This window comes from Vibrio sp. OPT18, assembly GCF_015163615.1.
Lineage (GTDB): Bacteria > Pseudomonadota > Gammaproteobacteria > Enterobacterales > Vibrionaceae > Vibrio > Vibrio coralliirubri.
Genome location: NZ_JADDYK010000087.1, coordinates 43511 through 49573, shown reverse-complemented (window position 1 = coordinate 49573; position 6063 = coordinate 43511). Strand labels below are relative to the sequence as shown.

The 6063-nt window shown below is 43.9% G+C and carries 7 protein-coding genes and 1 pseudogene; 2 read left to right on the top strand and 6 right to left on the bottom strand.

Annotated features, from left to right (window positions below):
* Positions 1–764, bottom strand: a pseudogene (locus tag IQQ51_RS27540) (Ig-like domain-containing protein); the annotation flags it as partial.
* 451 nt (positions 765–1215) lie between these two features.
* Here IQQ51_RS27540 and IQQ51_RS22150 point away from each other — a divergent pair.
* The gene (locus IQQ51_RS22150; protein ID WP_048606304.1) at positions 1216–2802 is read left to right on the top strand and encodes a BCCT family transporter; all 1587 of its coding nucleotides are present in this window, start codon (positions 1216–1218) and stop codon (positions 2800–2802) included.
* Positions 2803–2930: 128 nt separating this feature from the next.
* Here IQQ51_RS22150 and IQQ51_RS22145 read toward each other — a convergent pair whose 3' ends face one another.
* On the bottom strand, positions 2931–3293 hold the full coding sequence (locus IQQ51_RS22145) for a RidA family protein (RefSeq protein WP_017097511.1): 363 nt from the start codon (positions 3291–3293) through the stop codon (positions 2931–2933).
* 281 nt (positions 3294–3574) lie between these two features.
* Between IQQ51_RS22145 and IQQ51_RS22140 the strand changes: the two genes are divergently transcribed.
* Positions 3575–4021, top strand: a complete 447-nt coding sequence (locus IQQ51_RS22140) for a DUF417 family protein (RefSeq protein WP_017108085.1) — start codon at positions 3575–3577, stop codon at positions 4019–4021.
* 105 nt (positions 4022–4126) lie between these two features.
* On the opposite strand, the gene IQQ51_RS22135 is transcribed toward IQQ51_RS22140, so the two are convergent.
* The 4 genes from IQQ51_RS22135 to IQQ51_RS22120 all read right to left on the bottom strand — a co-directional run bounded on the left by IQQ51_RS22135 (position 4127) and on the right by IQQ51_RS22120 (position 6038).
* Positions 4127–4603, bottom strand: coding sequence for a GNAT family N-acetyltransferase (locus IQQ51_RS22135; protein ID WP_193842158.1), 477 nt, complete (start codon positions 4601–4603; stop codon positions 4127–4129).
* Positions 4604–4716: 113 nt separating this feature from the next.
* Positions 4717–5235, bottom strand: a complete 519-nt coding sequence (locus tag IQQ51_RS22130) for a GNAT family N-acetyltransferase (RefSeq protein ID WP_193842157.1) — start codon at positions 5233–5235, stop codon at positions 4717–4719.
* A 70-nt stretch (positions 5236–5305) separates the two neighbouring features.
* Entirely contained in the window at positions 5306–5770 is a 465-nt protein-coding gene (locus IQQ51_RS22125; protein ID WP_050620653.1) for an acyltransferase, read from the bottom strand.
* A 118-nt stretch (positions 5771–5888) separates the two neighbouring features.
* The gene (locus IQQ51_RS22120; protein WP_181949900.1) at positions 5889–6038 is read right to left on the bottom strand and encodes a hypothetical protein; all 150 of its coding nucleotides are present in this window, start codon (positions 6036–6038) and stop codon (positions 5889–5891) included.
* Positions 6039–6063 lie beyond the last annotated feature (25 nt).

Here is a 6063-nt window from a genome sequence, read left to right as displayed (position 1 = left end):
CCCGCTTGAGTCGTTGTGTAATCTAACGTGTAAGGGCTCGTTGCTGCTGTACCCACAAGAGCACCCGCTACGTAGAAATCAACCTTATCAACCGTGCCATCGCTATCTGCTGCCGTTGCTGTCAGTGTGACTACACCACCAACATCAACAGATGTCACTGAAAGTGCAACTGAAACTGTCGGTGCTTCATTCCCTGGTTGTGCTGAATCAACAGAAACAGAAACCGCACTTGCAACACTTGCTGCGCCTTCATTATCCGTTGCAACAACAGAAACCTGATGATTACCCGACGTTGCAGCCCAAGTCGCTTCGAAAGGTGCCGCTGTGACTACCGCAACTGATGTGCCATCAACAAAGAACTCAACCGAAGCCACACTGCCATCAGAATCTAGTGCTGTTGCACTCAATACAACATTGTCGCCTTCAGTAATCACGTCAGAAGTAGAGGGTGCCGTTAATGAAGCAGTTGGTACTTCATTCGGCGTACCGCCACCTCCGTCGCCGGCACACACATCCACTTTCTTCCATTGTGCGTAGTCGCCTTCAAATTGGCTTGGGTTGTTATTTTGATTCCAGTAATTTGCCGTATAAGCACTGCCGTCATGTGAAACCTGATCACCACCTGTGTATACAGTGGCAGAGTCCCACGTTTCTAACGTTGAGCAATCCACAGCCGCATAGCTGTTGAACGCCATTAAGCATGACGCGGTGAGCGTACTGAGTGTAAAAACCTTTTTGGCCACTCTTCCTTGATTTAGGTGCATGTTAGCTATCCCTTAAGTTGTTGTTTCAAGATGTTTAATTTAAATGGGACTTTCCTCGCCACTTAAATCTCTTCGCAAAACAACTGTAGGTAACAGCGCCAATTTAACACCTAAAATATTCAGTATTTATAAAATGACTCGCATTAATTTGTTTATAGCATGCAATGAGTCGACACTTATTTTGCACCAACAACTAATATTAATTTATTTCGGAAAGCTAAAAAATAACGTCTCAAAAATCAGAAATGTGATTTGGATTCGAGAAAAAAATTCGTATCAAAACTAGCCAAAAAGTAGTGATTTAAAGGCGATTTGGGATTCTTTTGGGAATTCGCCCACTTTTTGATAACAAATGTGTTAGTATCGGCGGCTTTTTTGACGAACCTCACATTTCTATGCAAGTGTGGGAGAAATACATAGGCTTGAAAGAGCCAAATATAGCGAAGAAATAATGTCCAACTTGACGCAAGTCGCCAACGAAAACATCAACGCAGAATCTACTTCTATCGATTTCAATAAAGCTCAATCTTTGGGTGAAAAACTGGAACTCGGAAACCCAGTCTTTTGGCTTAGTGGCAGTTTTTTAACCCTCTTTGTCATCCTAGCCTTCACCAACACCTCCGTGTTGTCCGAACTTGTAAACATCGGCTTTAGTTATTCAACTAAATGGTTCGGTGCTTTCTGGCAAGTTCTACTACTTCTCAACTTCATTATCGGTTTAGTGCTTGCACTAGGTCGCACCGGCCACGTTCGCTTAGGAACGCTTGCCCTACCTGAAATGACCACCTTTAAATGGATGTCTATCGTCCTATGTACGCTGCTAGCCGGCGGTGGTGTGTTCTGGGCAGCCGCAGAGCCTATCGCTCACTTTGTTTCAGCTCCGCCACTGTATGGCAACGCAGATCCTCAAGCGATGGCGTTCAATGCTCTATCACAATCTTTCATGCACTGGGGTTTCCTTGCATGGGCAATCTTAGGTGGCTTGTCTTCCATCGTGTTAATGCACCTGCATTACGACAAAGGTCTTCCTCTTAAGCCACGCACGCTGCTTTACCCAGTACTTGGTGACAAAGCGATTAACAGCTGGGTTGGTAACGTTGTCGACGCATGCAGCATCGTGGCTGTAGCCGCAGGTACTATCGGCCCTATCGGCTTCCTTGGCCTACAAATCAGCTACGCGCTAAGCGAACTGTTTGGCATTTCAGACAGCTTTGCAACTCAAAGTGTTGTTATTATCTTTGCTATCGCAATGTACACGCTTTCTGCTTTGAGCGGCGTGAACAAAGGTATCCAACTAGTAAGCCGTTACAACATCATCTTGTCTGTGTGTCTAATCGGCTACATCCTTCTTGTTGGCCCAACGAGCTTCATCGTTGATGGCTACCTGCAAGGTATGGGCGAAATGGTTGATAACTTCATCCCAATGGCGCTATACCGCCAAGATACAGCGTGGCTAGGTGGCTGGACGGTATTCTTCTGGGGTTGGTTCTTAGGCTATGGCCCAATGATGGCTATCTTCATTGCTCGTATTTCACGAGGCCGTACTATTCGCCAAATGATCGTTTCTATCAGCATCGTTGCACCGCTTGTAACGTGTTTCTGGTTCAGCATCGTTGGTGGTAGTGGTCTAGCGTTTGAATTAGAGAACCCAGGTGTGATTTCTAGCGCGTTCGAAGGCTTTAACCTTCCAGCTGTTCTTCTAGCAATTACAGCACAACTGCCGTTTCCTACTTTGATTGCGATTTTGTTCTTGATCCTGACGACCACGTTCATCGTGACAACAGGTGACTCAATGACTTACACAATCAGTGTGGTAATGACAGGAACAACAGAGCCAAACGCAGCGGTACGTACCTTCTGGGGTATCATCATGGGTGCGGTAGCGATCGCACTTATCTCAATGGGTTCAGGCGGCATCTCCGCTCTACAGTCGTTCATTGTGATCACAGCCGTTCCTGTATCGTTCATCTTGCTGCCGTGTCTATGGCACGCACCAAAAATCGCGAAGCAGATGGCAAGAGATCAAGGTCTCGCTTAATGCCTAATCCGATTTAGTTTCGGATAACCTAGAACACTAAAAAGCCACTCAAGTGATTCACCTGAGTGGCTTTGTTTTATCTGCTCGTTGCTTGTATCGACGAAGCTTATTTCTACCGATAGTTCGGCTTATTGAAACTTTTCACCCGCAGCAACCATAAACGACATCTCAACCAATAGTTCAGGGTTAGCAAGTTCTGCTTTCACGCATGCACGGCTTGGCGCACAACCTTCAGGGAACCACGCTTCCCAAACTTCATTCAGTGCATCAAAGTTAGCGAAATCCGTTAGATAAATAGTCACTGACAATACGCGAGATTTGTCGCTGTCGACCAAACTCATCATTTCTTCAGCTTGTTCGAAGATTTGCTGAACCTGACTCTTAATTCCTGCCGTTGTATCCGTCTCTGGTACTTCAACAAAGCTCGCAATACCGTTAAAAACAGTCACATCAGACCAACGCTTGGTCGGGTTAATTCTATGGATTTTCACTGGTTATACTCTTCTTATAATTAGGGTGAACATCAGCGTAATCTAATCCAAATCATGAATATTGAAAACAAAAATTGGAAAACTCGCGGTACCTTTTGAACAGCACTATCGCCTACACACTCTTTAGGTTCTCAACATCACCAGCCTTTAAGTTCCTATCGAGACAATAAGTCGCTACCTATTAAGTTTTTAGATAAATATATTAAGTATTATTCACGGCGCGAAATTTAATCTGAGCTCTTGCGGTCATATTCAGGGATTTTATTAAATGGAGTATTTTTATGCATGTTCAAACCTATGATTTAAAACAGAGTAATGTGGGATACAACCTAGGCGTGATTGGCGTAGCATTGGTGTTAGCTTGGATTGGTATTTACAAGTTTACGCCAACCGAAGCGATGCTTATCGAACCTTTAATCGCAAATCATCCTGCAATGAACTGGCTTTACAACCTGTTCTCAGTGCAAGCTGTGTCTAACATGGTGGGTGGCGCGGAGATCATTGTCGCGATTGGATTGATCGTTGGATTTAAGAAGCCGACAGTAGCCTTCTATTCAGGCATTGCAGCAGCGGCTATCTTTGTTGTGACACTCAGCTTCCTGATTACAACGCCAAACGCTTGGAAAGTATCGGATGGCATCTTAGTCACTAACTTCTTCCTGGTGAAAGACATCCTGTTTTTAGCGATCGCAATTAGCGTAATCGAACGTAATAAACCTCAGAAGTAACTGTAAATCTAGAAGTGGCCAAAACCTAGAAGTAACCTTAAACCTTGAAATAAAAAGGCTCGAAGCTGGCTAGAAGGACGCTGCCAGCTTCTAACGTATAAAGGTTTACTCTGCACTAGTATCGTGATTAAAGCGCTGTCTCGTTACCAAGCCCCATTTTTCGTCCTGATATTGATCTTCCACGTAGTTACCTGATGTGTAGTCATTAACGACCTCTCTCCAGAACTTAACAGCATGCTCTGCGCCGAGTACTTGCTTGATCTCCCAACTACCTTGGAGATGTTCAAACAACTCACAGATAAATTGCTTGCCGACTTTATTTTTTCTAAAATAAGGCACCACATAGAAGTCGCAAATCTCAAACTCATTTGGGGCTTTAGTTTCAATGGCTGTTAACGCAGCAGGAACACCGTCGATGTAAAGTAAATAGCCCGTTACGGTATCGCCAAGCGTCGGATAAATCTCAAACAAGCCATACTCGTCTGGCTTATCGCCGATGATCTTTGAAAACTCGGCCGCATAGCCCTGATACAAATTCGCATATACCTGCTGATTGCCACTATAGACTGTCACAATGTTCATAAACTGATCTCTGTATTGTTTCGCACCACAATTGGTGTGAGCTCATCTTGTCTAAACCTATTATCTCATTGATCATAGGACAAATAATAAATATCAAACAGTTACATCGTTACTTAAGTAGATAACGACTTACGGTAATAGTTGGCATCTTGATGTTCTCCTTTGAACACCGCGTAGTTCTCAACGCGCTCAACTAACTCAAAGCCTGTATTGGATAAGATCTTATTTGAGCCAACATTACCTACTAACGCATAGGCATCAACATATTTAAGGGAAGAGTGCTCAGCCAAGTAGATAAGTAACTTCCTCACCGCGTAGGACGCAATACCTTTAGAACCATATGCGTGACCAACTCGATAGCCTAACTCTCCACTTTCACCGTTGAGGCCGATATCACGAATGTTGATTCTTCCACAGACAATGCCATTAGCGTCTTTGATCAACATAGGAATCATCTCGCCATTGTCATACTCTGTTAGAAAGTTCGTGACTTGCTCGGCAACACCCTCATTGGAATAGAAACGGCCTTCCCTAGCTGGAACAAATTGCTCAAACCACTCTCGATTTTCGACCTCAAAATCCAAGAGCGCACTCGCGTCATTCGGTTGAAGTAAGTGTAAAAATACATCCATGACAAATACTCTAATGTTTCCCTAAAAAGCCGCACCTTATGATTCATGAACCACGGCTTATTAATTCGGATTACGGTAAGTCTCTTAATTTCTTGGCAGGGTTGCCTGCGTAGATACCTTTTTCGGTGATGTCTTTGGTTACCACACTGCCCGCTCCGATTACTGCACCTTCACAAATGCTCACAGACAGAACCGTGGCGTTAGAACCGATCGTGACGTTATCAGCTATCAAGGTACGACCCCAGCTTTCAGGATTAGGATCTGGCCTGCCCTCTTTGAATAAGTCGTTGGCAAACATGACTCCGTGACCAACAAAGCAGTCACTTCCAATGGTCACATACTCACAGATAAAGGTGTGAGATTGAATCTTACTTCTCGCACCTATCACGGTGTTCTTTTGAATCTCAACAAAGGGCCCAACGAACACATCATCTTTAAGTTCACAACCATAAACGTTACTTGGTTCGATGATAGTGACATTCTCGCCACAGGTAATATCAGTAATCTGCGACTTTAATACTCTTGGACTTGCCATACTTCACTTCCTCTCGACATTAGCGTCACAATTCAACCTAAGCGATTGTGCCGTATGCATTAAAGTGCATCAAATCGAGATATTGAGAGTTGGCAATGGATCAAAGATTCTGCATAAATTAAAACAGTCCTACCAATACAACTGACAACAGCACCCCACCGATAAAACTTGGGGCGTGGAATGGCTGAGCTTTAGATCTAACGTACTCTTTTTGAAGGTCTTCTTGGTAAGTTTTAATGGCGAGTTCTTTTACGTAGTTATTTTGCATAATAAGCTCCTTCTTAATCAGTAAG